This is a genomic window from Rhodococcus sovatensis, assembly GCF_037327425.1.
In the GTDB taxonomy this organism is placed as follows: domain Bacteria; phylum Actinomycetota; class Actinomycetes; order Mycobacteriales; family Mycobacteriaceae; genus Rhodococcoides; species Rhodococcoides sovatense.
In genome coordinates this window covers 3,539,087-3,553,402 of sequence record NZ_CP147846.1, presented here as the reverse complement: position 1 = coordinate 3,553,402, position 14,316 = coordinate 3,539,087, and the positions used below count along the sequence as shown (strand labels likewise).

Here is a 14,316-nt window from a genome sequence, read left to right as displayed (position 1 = left end):
TTCATCACGTTCGCGCGTCGGATTTCGCACCAGTAACGAACAGTTCGCGGATGAAGACATAAGGTATCGATGGATATGTCAGCCGCAACCACGACGCTGGGTTGGGGAACAACTGCTACGACGGAGCCGACGGCGGCCCGTGGACTGGAATCGACTGCGCAATGAGGCTTTCTTCGCTACGTAAACGAGCGGCGGTGCGGAATACGGCAGTGGCCGTGGCCGCAGCCCTGACCTTCGCCACTTTCGGTGGCGTCGCTGCGGCAGAACCAGGAACTGCATCGTCGGTCTCGTCGGTCGCGAAAGACGGCCGCACCTGGAATCTGCAGGTGTACTCGGCGGCGATGAACAAGGACATCACCGTCCAGGTGCAGCGTCCCGTCGACGAATCCAAGCCGGCACCGAACATGTACTTGCTGAGTGGTCTCGACGCGGGCGAGGGTACGGCGAGCTGGCAACAGCAGACGGACGCGCTGACCTTTCTCTCCGACAAGCAGGTCAATGTCGTTCTTCCGATCGGCGGCCGCGGCAGCTACTACGCCGACTGGCAGCAGGAAGATCCCGCTCTCGGAGTGAACAAGTGGCAGACCTTCCTCACTCAGGAGCTTCCACCGCTCCTCGACGAGACCCTCGGTTCGACGGGGCTGAACTCGCTTGCCGGGTTGTCCACTTCCGGGACCGCAGTGCTGCAGATGGCCGAGGCGAAGCCCGGACTGTTCAAGTCCGTTGCGGCGTACAGCGGCTGTGCACAGATCGCCGACCCGTTGGGTAGGCAATTCGTCAAACTGTCGGTGGAGACATGGGCCGGCGGCAACACCGTGAACATGTACGGCCCCGACAACGATCCAGCATGGGCAGCGAACGACCCGGTCATCAACGCCGAGAAGCTTCGCGGAACCAACCTCTACATCTCCAGCGGTAGCGGGGTTCCGCAGCCGGAGGACGTGCGGTACTACACCGAAGGCAAAGGACCGCAGGGTGTCGTGAACCTGGGCCTCGGCATCGTCATCGAGGGCGCAACGAACTACTGCTCGCACAACTTGCAGAGCAAGCTCGACTCCCTTGGTATCCCGGCGACCTACCAGTTCCCGCCGGTCGGGACACACTACTGGCCGTACTGGGAGCAGGCCCTGCACGATTCCTGGCCAGTGTTGGCCAAGGGGATGGGTATCTGACCGAAGTCCGCTACTCGCCAGCGCCGAGACCGCTGGCGAGTAGCGGCCAGGACTTGTAGAAGGCGTCCTGCCAGTAGCTCCACGAATGGGTGCCGACGGGATCGAAGTCGAACGTAGCCGGTATCGCTAGCTCGTCGAGACGGTCCTGCAGGTTGTGGGTACACCAGTTGACCGCGCTCTCGATGACACCGCCCAGGACGATCTGGTTGGCGACGCCGACTTGCTTCGCGATGTTCTCGGTCGTGGGATCGAAGGTGGCCGGATCGTCGAACATGTCGTAGGGGCCAGGCGATCCGCTGCCGCTGGAGATGTACAGCTTCGACCCCCTCAGACCTTCTGCGTTGACGACGGGATCGTTGTCTACCCAGGCTGGATCGTCGGGTTCGCCGTACATGTTGCGGACATCGCCACCTCCCCATGTTTCGGTGACGAGTTCGACGAACGCCCGACCGACCGGATCGGACGTTTGCGCGCATCCGCTGTATCCGGCCACGGCCGAGTAGAAGCCGGGCCGCGCGATCGCCAATTGCAGCACGGAAGTGGCCGTCATCGAGTTGGCAGCGATCGCCTGCACGCCGTCGGTGCCCAGTGCCGCGTCGACGAGCGGAGGCAGTTCGTCGAGTAGGAACGTGCGCCACTTGTTGCGACCGAGAACTGGATCGTCCTGCTTCCAGTCGGTGTAGTAGGCGAATCTTCCCCCTGCCGGCATCACCATGTTGACGTCCTGCTCGGCGAGAAAGTCGCCGACGTCGGTCTTTTCGAGCCACGTCGCATCGTCGGTGCCGCCGCCGGCGCCATTGAGCAGGTACAGCACCGGCCGCGGTACCGAGGCGTCCTTAGGGCGCTGCACCGTCACCGAGATGTCCTTGTCCATCGCGGCCGAGTACACCTGCAGGGTGAGAGTGCGTCCGGCGATCGACTCGGAGACGATCTTCGAGCCGTCGGCGGAAACTGGGTCGGCCAGCAGTGCATTCGAGGCAATGATGGGGTCGGTCGACAACTCGTCCGCGGCGGCGATGCCTACGCCGGTGGTGGAGGCCACCGCCGCCGCCATGACGCCGGTCATCGCAATCCGTCGAGAGCGGCCGAACACCCTGCGTCTCAATTTCCCACCCTAAGTCTCGTATCTCTTCTCACCCGCCACCTGCTGACCGGACGATACGTCAACGCACGGACTTCGACGTGCCCCCGCCGGTTCACTCGCGCATCTCTGGTAGAGATCTTTCATGACGATCGTGATCGTGGGTGCCGGACTGGCTGGGCTTCGTAGCGCGCAGGAGCTGCGCAAATTGGGGTACGACGGCGAGCTCGTGCTCGTCGGCGACGAGACCCACCTTCCGTACGACAGACCACCGCTGTCGAAGGAGGTGATTCGCGGAGAACGTGAGGACACCACCCTCGAGCCGCGGGGGTACTTCGACGAGCATCGCATCGAACTGCGCCTCGGTTCGGCCGCGACGGCGCTCGATCCGGTGAACCGTGTTCTCGAGCTCGCCGACGGTACGAGGATCGACTACGACCGACTGGTCGTCGCCACCGGACTGCGACCCAGGCAATTGCCCTCGGTGCCGGAGCGTCCAGGTGTCCACGTCCTCCGCTCGCGCGACGACGCCGATGCGCTGCGCCGCGCCGCGATCTCGAGCACTCACGCCGTGGTGATCGGTGCAGGCTTCATCGGGTGCGAACTGGCCGCGGGATTTCGGCATCTCGGGGTGGCCGTGACGCTCGTCGAACCTCAGTCCACTCCGTTGGCGTCGGTTCTCGGTGAAGACGTCGGTGCCCTCGTCGGTCGCATGCACATCGCGGAGGGCGTGGACCTGCGCACCGGTGTCGGCGTGGATACGATCTGTGGCGCCGAGCGGGTGACGCACGTGCTTCTGACCGACGGCACCGAGATCGAAGCTGACACCGTCGTGGTCGGCGTCGGATCGACGCCGGTGGTGGACTGGCTCGATGGCTCCGGAATCGAGATCGGCAACGGCGTCCTTGCCGACGCAACAGGACGGACCAGTGATCCGCACGTGTGGGCAGTCGGCGACGTGGCGGGATGGACAGTGGATGGGACGGTCCGGAGGGTCGAGCACTGGAGCAATGTCGCAGACCAGGTCAAGGTCATGGGGCCTGCCCTGCTCGGTATAGAGCCGGGCGCAACGCGTGCTGTCGTGCCCTACTTCTGGAGTGACCAGTACGAGCTGAAGATTCAGGCCCTCGGATCGCCATCGCCCGACGATACCGTTGAAATCATCGAGGACGACGGTCGAAAATTCCTGGCATACTACGTCCGTGACGGAATTCTTACTGCAGTCGTCGGTGCAGGTAAAGCAGGTGCAGTCATGAAGATGCGCGCCAAGATCGGTCAGCCTACGTGAGCGGCGGTCTCCTCACCGCTCAGGACATCGCCGACGCCGAAGTTCTGCTCGGGCCGGTCATACGCCGCACCCCGGTGGTTGCATCGCGAATTCTGTCCGACCTCACTGGCGTCGAAGTGCGGCTCAAGTGCGAAAACCTGCAGCGCACAGGATCTTTCAAGCCGCGGGGTGCGTACAACCGGATCGCGAAACTGTCTGCCGCCGACCGCGAAAACGGTGTCGTCGCGGCGAGTGCAGGCAATCATGCGCAGGGAGTTGCTTGGGCGGCATCGGAACTGGGTATTGCCTCGACCGTCTTCATGCCGACAGGTGTGTCTTTGCCCAAGCTCGTCGCCACCAAGGCGTACGGGGCAGAGATCACCCTGGTCGGTCAGACGGTCGACGAGGCGCTCGGTCACGCCCGTGAGTTCGCCGCCCGGACCGGTGCGGTTCTCATTCACCCGTTCGATCACGCGGATATCGTTGCCGGACAAGCGACATTGGGTACCGAACTGCTGGGGCAGATGCCGAACGTCGGGACCATCGTCGTACCGACCGGCGGAGGTGGGCTGCTCGCAGGCGTCGCCGCTGCGGTTCACCTGCACAAGCCAGGTGTGCGGGTTGTCGGAGTGCAGGCGGAGGGCGCCGCGGCATGGCCGGCATCGCTGAAGGCGGGCCACCCGATCGCCGCGGAATCGATGTCGACGATGGCCGACGGTATTGCCGTCGGACTGCCGGGCAGCGTGCCGTTCGACCATGTCGTCGACCTCGTAGACGACATCGTGACCGTCTCCGAGGACGCGTTGTCCCGCGCGCTGTTGCTGTGTGTCGAACGCGCCAAGCTCATCGTCGAACCGGCAGGCGCAGCGGCCGTCGCCGCGCTGATGACGCGCGAGGACCTGATGCTCGACGGTCCGGTGTGCGCCATTCTCTCCGGCGGCAACATCGACCCACTGTTGCTGACCCACGTCATCACGCACGGGTTGCGTGCCGCAGGTCGTTACCTTGCCGTGCGCGTGACGATTTCGGACCGGCCAGGTGGCCTGCTCAGTCTGCTCGACGTCGTCAAGAAGCTCGGCGCCAGCGTCGTCGATGTGGTCCATTCTCGTACCGGCGGGCAGTTGGGGCTCGAGGAGGTCGACGTCATGTTGACGGTGGAGACCCGCGGCCCGGCGCATCGTCAGGACGTGCTCGATGCGCTCGCAGCCAGCGGGTATGCGGTCACGGTCGAAAGCTAGAGGTGTCGAGAAGCTAGAAGTACGCCCGCGTGATCAATTCCAGATAGTTTCCGCCTGGGTCGAGGAAGTAGACGCCCCGCCCGTCGTGTTCGGTGTTGGTTTCACCTGGTCGGGTGCGCTGTGGATCGGCCCAGTGCTCGATGTCGCGGGTCCGGATTCGGTCGTAGGCCCGATCGAACAGGGCGTCGTCGACGAGGAATGCATAGTGCTGTGGGTGATACTCGAACGGCGGACTCGCGAACTGCAACATCACCTTGTCGTCGAGCAGGATGTTGACGAACGGCCCCCATGATGGAGCCTCGGTCGCTTCGAGAACGTCGAGGTAGAACTGCGCCGTCGACTGTGGATTCGTGGTGGCAATGATGGTGTGATTGAACGTGATCGACATATTTCATGCCTTCTGCTAGGCCCGTCGGGGGCTCGCCTCGAACGTTAACCGAGCTCGCACGTCGGCGCAAGAAATGGCGCAATAGAAGTACAGTGACCGTGGTGAAGACCGGACGTTGTATTGCGGGGCTTGTCGTGGTGGCGGGACTCATCGCCGGTTGTACCGCCGAAGAGTCACCTCCTCGATCGTCGGGCGACGTGGTCGACGCACGCTTCGGCGCAGGAGACTTCGCGACTGCACCGACGCCTGCCTGGAGACTCGATCCTGCGGCGCGGGGTACTGTCACGCATGCGCGCGGGTTCGCGCTACCGATGATCCCGGGTGACGCCGCGCCCATGTTGGTTGGGCTGGCCGACGGTGACTACACGCAGAATCCGATCGGCCTGAGGGTTCTCGCGTTGGACCCAAGCAGTGGAGAACGGTTGTGGCTCCGCGATATCGGGCCGGTTCGGCAGTGCGCGGAAGAGATCGACGACACCGTGCTGGCCTGCTACGGCGACCATCGCGTCGTGTATCTCGACATCACCGACGGACGCATCCTGGGCGACATCGCCACCGACTTCTACGTTTACCACGTGCGGGCGGCGGCAGGCGTGGGATACGTGTCGGCCAGAAGCGAGGACATGTTGCTGTCCACGATCCACCGCGGAACACTGACCGATCTCGACGCACATTGGCATGCGAGCTTTCCGTCGCCGGTGCCTGGACAGCCTGCGTCACCTGCTGCGTTTCCGGATCGGGGAATCGTCGATGTCTACTCCAGCGGCACGCACCAGATCATCGACATCGACTCGGGTGAACCTCGTTTCACGTTTGCGGGTGAAAATCCGCTTCCTCTGGGGAACGAGCTGTACGCCAATGTGACTCGTAACCCGGATGGCTCGCTACGCGAGGTGATCCTCGACGGGATGGGGCAGATCCGTACCGAGGTACCCGTCGCAACGTTCGGACTCTCACCACAGCCGTGGGCGAACATCGGGGAGGAGGACCTTCCTCTGTTCCTCGGTGACGGTGCATACGACCCGAACTCCGGGGCCGAGCTGTGGCGCAACCCGGCCACGCTGGAAAACAACGGGGGCGCCAACTCTGCGGTGCTTGCCGTGGTGGGCAGAACGGTCATCGTGCGATCGTCGGAGACCCGTACATTTTCGGGTATCGACCTCGAATCCGGTCGGACGACATGGACGACGCCATGGCCGGACGCGTACTGGGCGCGCGCGGGTACGACCGACGGCGAGCACTACGTGTTCGGCGACTACACCGGTATGCATGCGATCCGCGCCTCGGACGGCACGATGATGTGGTCGGTGCCGTGGCCCGCAGGGGCGGATCCACGTGAGATGTCCGTAGCGAAGGTCGCTGGAGTGCTGACCGTATCGGACCGAAACGGTTCGACGGTGTGGGCTCCCACACGCTGAGGGACGACCGAAGCGAACATGTCGGTGTTGCCCAGTACCATCCCCTCCTGGGCGCTGCTCGAAGGATCTGTGGACGGCAGGTTCGATCCGGAGCGGTTAATCTTCGACAGGTTTCGAGTCTGAACTTTCGACCGCTCTACTGGAATGGGGAACTTACATCATGGCGAATGCCATCGAAGTCGAGAATTTAGTACTCGAGTACGGCAAGAACGTGGCTCTGAACGGGATCAGCTTCGTTGTGCCGGAGGGAACGGTCCTCGGCGTGCTGGGTCCGAACGGTGCCGGGAAGACCACTGCGGTTCGTATTCTGGCGACGCTGCTCAAGGCGACATCGGGAACGGCGAAGGTGCACGGCATCGACGTCGGCGACAAGCCGAACGAGGTTCGAAAGTCCATCGGACTGACCGGCCAGTTCGCGGCCGTGGACGAGTATCTCACCGGGTACGAAAATCTGGAGATGGTCGGACGCCTCTTCGGTCTGAAGAAGGCCGAGGCGAGAACGCGCGCCGGCGAGCTGTTGGCTCGTTTCGATCTGGAATACGCCCGGGACCGCACGGCCAAGCAGTACTCGGGTGGAATGCGGCGGCGGCTCGATATCGCTGCCAGTCTCATCGGCCGACCCAAGGTCGTCTTTCTCGACGAACCGACCACCGGCCTCGATCCGCGCAGCCGAAACGCGATGTGGGACTTCATCTCCGACCTGGTCCAGGACGGGACGACAATCCTGCTGACCACGCAGTATCTGGAAGAAGCCGACCGGCTTGCCGACAAGATCATCGTCCTGGACAAGGGGTCGATCATCGCCGAGGGCACAGCCGACCACCTCAAATCTCAGGTGGGTGGCGAACGCCTCGAGTTCGTTCTCACCGACGCGTCGGACAAGGATCGCACGCTCGCGCTACTCGCCCCGATCGGACTCGACGAACCGTCCTACGACGAGCAGACGCGTCGTATCGGCATGCCCGTCAGCGGCGGTGCCGACGATCTGACCACCGCTCTCGTGCAGCTGAAAGAAGCAGGTATCCAGGTCGTGGACGTGGGTCTGCGGCGCCCCAATCTCGACGACGTATTTCTCACTCTGACCGGCCACGCCACCGAGGAAGACGCACCAGTGGAGGAAGCGAAATGAGTGTTCTTCACGATTCCCTCATCATCACCAAACGGAACCTGATCAAGCTCAAGCGAGTTCCGGATCTGCTGTTCTTCGCGACCCTGTCACCGATCATGTTCGTGCTTCTCTTCGCTTACGTGTTCGGCAGTGCGATCGACATTCCCGGCGTCGACTACAAGAGCTTCCTGATGGGAGGCATCTTCGTTCAGACGATGATCTTCGGCGCGTCCATCACCGGATCCTCGCTCGCCGAAGACCTGCAGAAGGGCGTCATGGATCGGTTCCGGTCGCTGCCGATGGCCCGCTCTGCGGTCGTCATCGGGCGTACCGCGGCCGACGTGGGCAACAACATCGTGACCATCACGATCATGTCCATCACCGGTCTCATCGTCGGGTGGCGCATCACGTCGTCGTTCTTCGAAGCGCTGGCCGGCTACGTACTACTGCTGCTCTTCGCGTACTCGATTTCGTGGGTCATGGCGTTCGTCGGATTGACGGTGCGCTCACCCGAGATCTTCAACAACGCGTCGTTCATCGTCATTTTTCCGCTGACGTTCATCGCCAACACGTTCGTTCCGATCGACGGATTCCCGACCGTCCTCAAGACCATCGCCGAATGGAATCCGATCTCCTCTGTGACGCTCGCCGTACGCGAACTGTTCGGAAACACCAATCCGTTGGCGCCGCCACCGGAAGCCTGGCCGTTGCAGAATCCTGTTCTCTACACACTGATCTGGGTAGTTCTGTTCCTCGTCATCTTCGTACCGCTCTCGGTCCGCAAGTACGAAAGAACCCTCACCGCCTGAGATTGTCCTCGAAGAACCTCAGCGTTTCGGTCCACATCCGACGTTGACCTTTCGCGGTCCCGGCCGGAGTGCCACCGGAGACGATGCTGTCGTTGCGGTCCACTGTGGTCGGGGTTGCGGGGGGCCTGAGGAAGTGCCCGGCGTTGGGCAGGATCAGCAGGCGATCGGTGTCTCGACCTCGTCGAGCGATGAGGGCTCGCGCCATTCGATCCGCTGGATACGATTGGTCCGCAACACCGGCTACAGCGAGGATCGGCGCATCGATCCTCTCGACGGGAATTGCCGCCGCAGACACGGCCGCGTCGTCGCGCAGACCTGCTTCGTACGCAGGCCGGAGTTTCAGTGCGCGCGATGTCGGCGCGCGCGAGAATAACCGCCGCGATGCAGTTCTGAGCATCTGACCGACGAGTTTGTCGGCGCGAATCGGCATGTAGGACAGTGGCTTTCCGTCCAATGTGAGTGACGATGTCTTAGGTGGCTGTCCATCGGCCAGCGCCTGCAGCACGACGTGCGCAGGAGCAATGGCGACGACGGCGCGCACCGAGATCGACGGGATGTAGGCGAGTGTGGCGAGGGTGACCGACACTCCGACAGATGCCGAGAACACCGCAATGTTCTCGGGGTCGACGTGCTCGTGCTGGGCGAACGCCGCCATGGCGTCGGCGATCGCTTCGAGACGTATTTCCTGAAAACTCTCGGGCAACCCGGGCTCGGCCATGTACACCAGCACGGCCGCGACGTACCCGTGCGAGGCGAGCAGCGCCGCCGTCGGTGCGGCAGGTCGAGCGCCGGTCGTGCCGGGTACGACGATGACGGCCGGTGAGATATCGGTGTCCGTGTCAGGGAGATAGATCCGAAGCCTCCACCCATCGCCTGCGAGGTCCTGCCGCACGACGGCGTCGCCCCACGTTCGTCGGACGGTCGTGCTCGACGACCCTTCGAGTGCGTGAATCGACACGGAGAAGTCGAGGCCCTCGTCGGAACCCGCGAACGTCACCGGCGGAACTCCCTCGTCGACGAAAATCATGTTCCACCACGGCCGGTCGGGATCATCGATCTGCAGTAGGCCATCGGCGTCGATCGGGTAGTCCTGGTGTGACACCCATCGGTGACCGTTCGCGTCGACGACGGCGACATCGAGATGGACGGGTAGGCCGGGTGCGACTCCATGTGCGCGAAACACCGTCGGGCCGTCTATCGGTCCTGAAACCGGGTCGACCTGAAGTGAGACGGGTTCCATGAGTCAAGTGTGCGATAGATCCCTCGCGGGTACCGTCCATCCGCTCATCCATACCGGATGATTTGTCTCGCCGCGATCGACAAAGCCCCCGGCCAGGTACTTCTGGCCGAGGGCTTCGTATGACACCTACTCGCGTGCAACCTAGCGGTGTTTACGTGTGGTACGGCTCCGCACTCAGCAGGGTGACCTTCATGGTCTTGCCGTTGGGGAGGGCGTACTCACGGGTGTCGCCGACCTTGGCGTCGATGAGAGCTCCACCGAGCGGTGAGCTGGGGGAGTACACCTCGAGCTTGCCGTCACGGGCGCCTTCTTCGCGGGTCGCGATGAGGAACGTTTCGGTGTCCGACTCGTCGCCGTCGTAGTAGACCTTCACCACGGATCCGGGCAGCGCCACGCCGGACTGCGTGGGTGCTTCGCCGACCTTGGCCGAGTTGAGCAACTCTTGAAGCTGGCGAATACGGGCTTCTTGCTGGCCCTGCTCCTCGCGTGCTGCGTGGTAGCCGCCGTTCTCTTTCAGATCGCCCTCTTCGCGTCGCTCGTTGATTTCGGCGGCGATGACCGGGCGATTGGAAATGAGTTGGTCGAGTTCGCTCTTGAGCCTGTCGTGGGATTCCTGGGTCAGCCAGGTCACCTGGGTCTCGGTCATCTCGATCACTCCCTTGTAGTCGAAGTCGCGGTGGACTCCCGGTCTTGATGCTGACGGGCGCACGCGTATGTGCAGAGAATTTCCATGAAACCTCTGATCGGCCCGCTTCCTGAGCCGGCTGCCGTGTCAGCGCCCGTAGGCGCCGTCACCTGCTGCTCTGGCCGTCAATGCAGCAATACACGGCTCCAGTTCGGAACCGTGTACAGCGCAATCTTACCACGAGGCAGCGGTAGGTCAGCCTGCCCGTAAATAGTCGGGGACATTCGTGCTGCACCCGTATACGTCGCCCATGGCGGGAGGCTTCGAGGTGCGTACGACCGACGTCACCTCGACTTCCTGCGCGGACGAGCCAGGCACGAGTACCTCACGCCGACCGCTCTCCGAACCGTCACGCGAGCGAGCACGAACAATGCAGACGACGTCGTCCGACGGATCGGCGCGGGTGACACTGAACCCGATGGAAATGGTCGAATCGTCCACCAGATCGAAGGACAGTGCTTTTCCCTCGACGTCCTGCACAGAGAAACGGAGGTAGCCGAGGTAGGCGACCGCAAGCCCGACGAGCAGGACGACTACCAGCAGGATGTTCTTGGTTCGACCTCCCACTGCACGACGCGTGGTCGATACCGGATACCGGCCTTCGGGGAGCGTGGCAGTCATACGAACTTTCGTCGGAACGGAACCTTGTCAGGTCTGCGGCAGCCGGTGCGAGGCATGTCGGCGCCAAGTGGAACTATAGGGGGAGCGAAAGAAGCAGGCGAAGCTGAGGTGAGGAAAGAACGTGTCCGGACTACGGCTCATGGCGGTGCACGCCCATCCTGACGACGAGTCGAGCAAGGGTGCCGCGACGACGGCTCGGTACGCAGCCGAGGGAAACGACATCCTGATCGTGACCCTCACTGGTGGCGAGCGAGGAGACATCCTCAACCCAGCGATGGACATCCCTGGTGTGCGCGACCGCATCCAGGAAGTTCGGCGCGAGGAGATGGCCGAGGCTGCGCGCATCCTGGGAGTTCGGCAGACGTGGCTCGGTTACGTGGATTCGGGACTTCCCGAGGGTGATCCGCTGCCGCCCCTGCCCGAGGGCTGCTTTGCGCTCGTGCCGCTCGAGGAGTCCACCGAAGCACTCGTCAAGGTCATCCGCGAGTTCAAGCCGCACGTGATCACCACGTACGACGAGAAGGGCGGCTACCCGCACCCCGACCACATCCGGTGCCACGAGGTATCCGTCGCTGCGTACGAAGCTGCAGGCGATCCGGAGAAGTTCCCCGATGCAGGTGAGCCGTGGACCCCGCTCAAGCTGTACTACTCACACGGTTTCCTTCGAAAGAAGATGCAGCTCTTCCACGACTGGTTCATCGATCGCGGCGAGGAAAGCCCGTTCGTCGACTGGTTGAAGAGATGGACTTCCGAGCGTGACGAGATCATGGAACGCATCACCACGCAGGTCACCGTCGGCGATTATTTCGAGCAGCGGGACGACGCCCTGCGCGCGCACGCCACCCAGATCGATCCCAACGGTTCGTTCTTCGCCGTGCCTCTCGAAGTGCAGCGCAAGCTGTGGCCGACCGAGGAGTACGAGCTGGCACGGACTCGGGTGAAGACCTCGATTCCGGAAACGGAACTCTTCGCAGGAATCGACACCGCCGACATCGAGACAGGGACCGACAGGTGATCGTGCAGTTGATGGCCCAGGGTGCGCCTGGTCCGGAGTTCGGCAAGTCCTCGCCGATCGGTCTGGTCATCATCGTCGCTCTGCTCGTCGGCACCGCTCTTCTCATCTGGTCCATGAACAAGCAGATCAAGAAGCTCCCCGATACCTTCGAGAAGGACGATCCGGCGGCAGATCAGGAGCTCGACGAGGGCACCGACAGGGGCGCTGTTCACGATCTCGGTCCTGAGCACGGAACGCAGTCGAAAGCCGGCGAGAACTGACTGTGCTGGACGGCAATGCGCTCGGTACGGCTACGAGTCCGTACCTGCGCCAGCACGCCGACAATCCCGTCCACTGGCAGCAGTGGACTCCCGAGACGTTGGAGTCGGCTCGGGACCGCGACGTGCCGATCCTGTTGTCGATCGGGTACTCCGCGTGCCATTGGTGCCATGTCATGGCCCACGAATCCTTCGAGGACGACGCCACCGCCGCCCTGATGAACGCGAGCTTCGTCTGCATCAAGGTCGATCGCGAGGAACGACCGGATCTCGACGCCGTGTACATGAACGCCACCGTCGCAATGACGGGTCAGGGCGGGTGGCCGATGACCTGCTTCCTCACCCCGGACGGCGAACCGTTCTACTGCGGCACCTACTACCCGCCGAGGCCCCGCGCGGGAACTCCGTCGTTCCCGCAACTGCTCGAGGCCATCGCAGACACCTGGGCGACTCGGCGAACCGAAGTGTTCGACGCCTCCGCCGCGATCACCGAGGCGATGCGTGAGAATTCCGGCCGGATTCCGACGTCGGATCGGCCCGTCGACTCGGATCTGCTGGCCGAAGCCGTCGCGTCGGTGCTCGGGGACGAGGACGTCGATTTCGGTGGATTCGGTGGCGCACCGAAGTTTCCACCAGGAGCGCTACTCGAAGGGCTGCTGCGACATCACGAGCGGACCGGATCTGCAGCGGCTTTGGCCGCAGTGCAGCGCACGGCGGCGGCGATGGCGCGCGGGGGTATCTACGACCAGATCGGTGGCGGCTTCGCGCGCTACTCCGTCGACGCGGAGTGGATCGTCCCGCACTTCGAGAAGATGCTCTACGACAACGCACTCCTGCTGCGGCTGTACGGTCATCTCGCGCGCGTCACCTCCGATCCGCTCGCGACCCGGATCGCCGACGCGACTGCACACTTCATGCTGCGTGAACTCCGCACCGACACAGGTTGTTTCGCCTCCGCTCTCGATGCCGACACCGAGGGTGTGGAAGGGCTGACCTACGCATGGACCCCGGAGCAGCTGGTGGACGTTCTCGGATTCGAGGACGGTGTCTGGGCTGCGGGGCTGTTCGGTGTCGACACCTCGGGCACGTTCGAGGCTGGAATGTCGGTGCTGCAGCTGCCGGAGGATCCCGAGGACTTCGGGCGCTACACCGCCGTCACACAGAAGTTGATGGACGCACGCAATCAGCGGCCACAGCCGGGTCGCGATGACAAAGTTGTGACCGCATGGAACGGATTGGCGATCACCGCTCTTGCCGAAGCGGGTGCAGGATTGGGACGCCCCGATTGGATCGATGCGGCCGTCGAGTGCGGTGAGCAGATCTTCGCTCGGCACGAGGAGAACGGTCGGCTTCGTCGGGCGTCGCTCGGCTCTCACGTCGGCGACGCAACTGGAGTGCTGGAGGACTACGCATGCTTGGCTGTGGCTTCGCTGTCGCTGTTTCAGGCGACCGGTGACCTCGTCTGGTCCGGGCGGGCGCGGGTGCTTCTCGACGCCGCAATCGAGCACTTCGCCGACGCGGACCATCGCGGTAGCTGGTTCGATACCGCCGACGATGCCGAGACATTGGTCACGCGCCCGCGAGATCCCCTCGACAATGCGACGCCGTCCGGTGCGTCGACGATCACCGAAGCCCTGCTGATCGCCGAGGCCCTGATGGCTCCCGATGCCGGGACGAGGTACGGCGAGTTGGCGTCGGCCGGCCTTGCTGGGGCTGCGCTCGTGCTCGAGCGGGCTCCGCGTTCGGGAGGTCACTGGCTGGCCGTCGCGGAAGCGTCCGTCCGCGGGCCGCTGCAGGTAGCGATCTCCACCGACGGAGACAGTCGGTTGCTGCGGATTGCTCGTGCGCACGCACCGGGCGGCACGACCATCGTTGCCGGCGCGGTCGATTCCTCACCGCTGTTGTCCGACCGGCCGACGGTAGACGGCCAGGAGGCTGCGTATGTGTGTCGCGGCTTCGTGTGCGACAGGCCGGTCACGACCGAGCAGGATCTGCTCCGGGCGTTGCACCGATAGCG

Annotated in this window: 14 protein-coding genes; 9 read left to right on the top strand and 5 right to left on the bottom strand. The window is 63.6% G+C overall.

Translation table 11 applies throughout. The features are described from left to right. The first annotated feature begins 161 nt into the window (after positions 1 to 161). Positions 162 to 1,172 (top strand): alpha/beta hydrolase, encoded by a 1,011-nt coding sequence (locus WDS16_RS16405; RefSeq protein ID WP_422395678.1) that lies wholly within the window; start codon positions 162 to 164, stop codon positions 1,170 to 1,172. Between the two features lie 10 nt (positions 1,173 to 1,182). Here WDS16_RS16405 and WDS16_RS16400 read toward each other — a convergent pair whose 3' ends face one another. After that, complete coding sequence (locus WDS16_RS16400; RefSeq protein ID WP_422395836.1) at positions 1,183 to 2,226, bottom strand: alpha/beta hydrolase; 1,044 nt, start codon at positions 2,224 to 2,226, stop codon at positions 1,183 to 1,185. A gap of 172 nt (positions 2,227 to 2,398) precedes the next feature. On the opposite strand from WDS16_RS16400, the gene WDS16_RS16395 reads away from it, so the two are divergent. Together WDS16_RS16395 and ilvA are read left to right on the top strand one after the other, a co-directional pair. After that, positions 2,399 to 3,541, top strand: a complete 1,143-nt coding sequence (locus WDS16_RS16395; RefSeq protein ID WP_338886289.1) for an NAD(P)/FAD-dependent oxidoreductase — start codon at positions 2,399 to 2,401, stop codon at positions 3,539 to 3,541. After that, on the top strand, positions 3,538 to 4,758 hold the full coding sequence (gene ilvA / locus WDS16_RS16390) for a threonine ammonia-lyase (protein WP_338886288.1): 1,221 nt from the start codon (positions 3,538 to 3,540) through the stop codon (positions 4,756 to 4,758). Before WDS16_RS16395 ends, ilvA begins: the two co-directional genes overlap by 4 nt. 13 nt (positions 4,759 to 4,771) lie before the next feature. Here ilvA and WDS16_RS16385 read toward each other — a convergent pair whose 3' ends face one another. Next, positions 4,772 to 5,146, bottom strand: coding sequence for a VOC family protein (locus WDS16_RS16385; protein WP_338886287.1), 375 nt, complete (start codon positions 5,144 to 5,146; stop codon positions 4,772 to 4,774). 101 nt (positions 5,147 to 5,247) lie between these two features. On the opposite strand from WDS16_RS16385, the gene WDS16_RS16380 reads away from it, so the two are divergent. The 3 genes from WDS16_RS16380 (at position 5,248) to WDS16_RS16370 (ending at position 8,481) form a co-directional block, all read left to right on the top strand. Then, a complete protein-coding gene (locus WDS16_RS16380) occupies positions 5,248 to 6,564 on the top strand; it encodes a PQQ-binding-like beta-propeller repeat protein (RefSeq protein WP_338886286.1) in 1,317 nt (438 codons plus the stop codon). A 160-nt stretch (positions 6,565 to 6,724) separates the two neighbouring features. Further along, the gene (locus WDS16_RS16375) at positions 6,725 to 7,693 is read left to right on the top strand and encodes an ATP-binding cassette domain-containing protein (protein ID WP_338886285.1); all 969 of its coding nucleotides are present in this window, start codon (positions 6,725 to 6,727) and stop codon (positions 7,691 to 7,693) included. Further along, positions 7,690 to 8,481 carry an ABC transporter permease gene (locus tag WDS16_RS16370; protein WP_338886284.1) on the top strand — a complete coding sequence of 264 codons (792 nt, stop codon included), beginning with the start codon at positions 7,690 to 7,692 and terminating at the stop codon, positions 8,479 to 8,481. The genes WDS16_RS16375 and WDS16_RS16370 overlap by 4 nt, the downstream gene beginning before the upstream one ends. Here the strand turns inward: WDS16_RS16370 and WDS16_RS16365 are convergent. From WDS16_RS16365 to WDS16_RS16355, 3 genes are all read right to left on the bottom strand, one after another. Further along, positions 8,471 to 9,721 (bottom strand): acyl-CoA thioester hydrolase/BAAT C-terminal domain-containing protein, encoded by a 1,251-nt coding sequence (locus tag WDS16_RS16365; protein ID WP_338886283.1) that lies wholly within the window; start codon positions 9,719 to 9,721, stop codon positions 8,471 to 8,473. The two genes, WDS16_RS16370 and WDS16_RS16365, sit on opposite strands and share 11 nt — an antisense overlap. 151 nt (positions 9,722 to 9,872) lie before the next feature. Then, positions 9,873 to 10,367, bottom strand: a complete 495-nt coding sequence (gene greA, locus WDS16_RS16360; RefSeq protein WP_026347856.1) for a transcription elongation factor GreA — start codon at positions 10,365 to 10,367, stop codon at positions 9,873 to 9,875. Positions 10,368 to 10,601: 234 nt separating this feature from the next. Next, the gene (locus tag WDS16_RS16355) at positions 10,602 to 11,027 is read right to left on the bottom strand and encodes a DUF4307 domain-containing protein (protein WP_338886282.1); all 426 of its coding nucleotides are present in this window, start codon (positions 11,025 to 11,027) and stop codon (positions 10,602 to 10,604) included. 121 nt (positions 11,028 to 11,148) lie between these two features. Between WDS16_RS16355 and mca the strand changes: the two genes are divergently transcribed. The 3 genes from mca to WDS16_RS16340 are packed head-to-tail and all read left to right on the top strand — an operon-like array spanning position 11,149 to position 14,314. Further along, the gene (gene mca / locus WDS16_RS16350; RefSeq protein ID WP_338886281.1) at positions 11,149 to 12,042 is read left to right on the top strand and encodes a mycothiol conjugate amidase Mca; all 894 of its coding nucleotides are present in this window, start codon (positions 11,149 to 11,151) and stop codon (positions 12,040 to 12,042) included. An 11-nt stretch (positions 12,043 to 12,053) separates the two neighbouring features. Further along, the gene (locus WDS16_RS16345) at positions 12,054 to 12,302 is read left to right on the top strand and encodes a hypothetical protein (RefSeq protein WP_338893490.1); all 249 of its coding nucleotides are present in this window, start codon (positions 12,054 to 12,056) and stop codon (positions 12,300 to 12,302) included. Between the two features lie 2 nt (positions 12,303 to 12,304). Continuing rightward, entirely contained in the window at positions 12,305 to 14,314 is a 2,010-nt protein-coding gene (locus tag WDS16_RS16340; protein WP_338886280.1) for a thioredoxin domain-containing protein, read from the top strand. Positions 14,315 to 14,316: the final 2 nt, after the last annotated feature.

What these genes read in the sequence shown, in the direction of transcription:
- WDS16_RS16405 (WP_422395678.1), top strand. Translation starts at nt 162, where the DNA reads ATGAGGCTTTCTTCGCTACGTAAACGAGCGGCGGTGCGGAATACGGCA.
- WDS16_RS16400 (WP_422395836.1), bottom strand. Translation starts at nt 2,226, where the DNA reads ATGGCGGCGGCGGTGGCCTCCACCACCGGCGTAGGCATCGCCGCCGCG.
- WDS16_RS16395 (WP_338886289.1), top strand. Translation starts at nt 2,399, where the DNA reads ATGACGATCGTGATCGTGGGTGCCGGACTGGCTGGGCTTCGTAGCGCG.
- WDS16_RS16385 (WP_338886287.1), bottom strand. Translation starts at nt 5,146, where the DNA reads ATGTCGATCACGTTCAATCACACCATCATTGCCACCACGAATCCACAG.
- WDS16_RS16375 (WP_338886285.1), top strand. Translation starts at nt 6,725, where the DNA reads ATGGCGAATGCCATCGAAGTCGAGAATTTAGTACTCGAGTACGGCAAG.
- WDS16_RS16370 (WP_338886284.1), top strand. Translation starts at nt 7,690, where the DNA reads ATGAGTGTTCTTCACGATTCCCTCATCATCACCAAACGGAACCTGATC.
- WDS16_RS16365 (WP_338886283.1), bottom strand. Translation starts at nt 9,721, where the DNA reads ATGGAACCCGTCTCACTTCAGGTCGACCCGGTTTCAGGACCGATAGAC.
- greA (WP_026347856.1), bottom strand. Translation starts at nt 10,367, where the DNA reads ATGACCGAGACCCAGGTGACCTGGCTGACCCAGGAATCCCACGACAGG.
- WDS16_RS16355 (WP_338886282.1), bottom strand. Translation starts at nt 11,027, where the DNA reads ATGACTGCCACGCTCCCCGAAGGCCGGTATCCGGTATCGACCACGCGT.
- WDS16_RS16345 (WP_338893490.1), top strand. Translation starts at nt 12,054, where the DNA reads ATGGCCCAGGGTGCGCCTGGTCCGGAGTTCGGCAAGTCCTCGCCGATC.